Source organism: Pseudoalteromonas sp. P1-30, assembly GCF_001400005.1.
GTDB classification, from domain to species: domain Bacteria; phylum Pseudomonadota; class Gammaproteobacteria; order Enterobacterales; family Alteromonadaceae; genus Pseudoalteromonas; species Pseudoalteromonas atlantica.
This window is the reverse complement of the sequence record NZ_LKBC01000031.1, coordinates 1-569: the sequence shown is the minus strand read 5'-3', so window position 1 is coordinate 569 and position 569 is coordinate 1. Positions and strand designations below refer to the sequence as shown.

Genomic DNA, 569 nt, shown 5'->3' with positions numbered 1-569 from the left:
TTGTACCGCTGATTATAGGCGTGTTGCTATTGCTTTGTGCATCCACCTCAACTGTGAGTGTAGGTGGTGTGTTATCAAAGTCATCTGAGCTGATTGTGCGTGTGTTCCCTGCTGCATCTGTGGCTGTGGCAATCACAGAGCCTACATCCAGTAGTGATACATCAAGCCCCACCAAAGACCAATTACCGTTGGCATCGGTTGTGGTGGTGTAAGTTACACCCACTCCCCCGCCAATGAGTTGCTCGGTGATGGTGATTTCACTGCCTGCTGGTAGGTCAGACGTACCACTGAGGGTAACCAATAAACCAAGCTCGAAGGTTGGCGTAAAGGCAAGAGCCGGTGGAGTCACATCCACTTCGCCGCTGTCTGTCCCTGTGCCCGTGTTGCCCGCTGCATCCGTGATGCTCGCGCTGACACTGTAGTTACCTTCAGCTAAATCAGTCGCTGGGGTGGCACTCCAATTACCATTCGCATCAGTTTGTACATCAATAGTTTGTACGGCATTGGCTGCATCGGTAAAGGTTATCGTAACCGTGCTGTTTGGTGCATCACTGGTGCCCGTAACTGTT

1 protein-coding gene is annotated in these 569 nt (G+C 51.5%); it reads right to left on the bottom strand.

Annotated elements, in window-relative coordinates:
• Positions 1–569, bottom strand: a 569-nt coding sequence (locus AN395_RS19250; protein WP_235576594.1) for an Ig-like domain-containing protein, incomplete at both ends; no start/stop codon positions are given.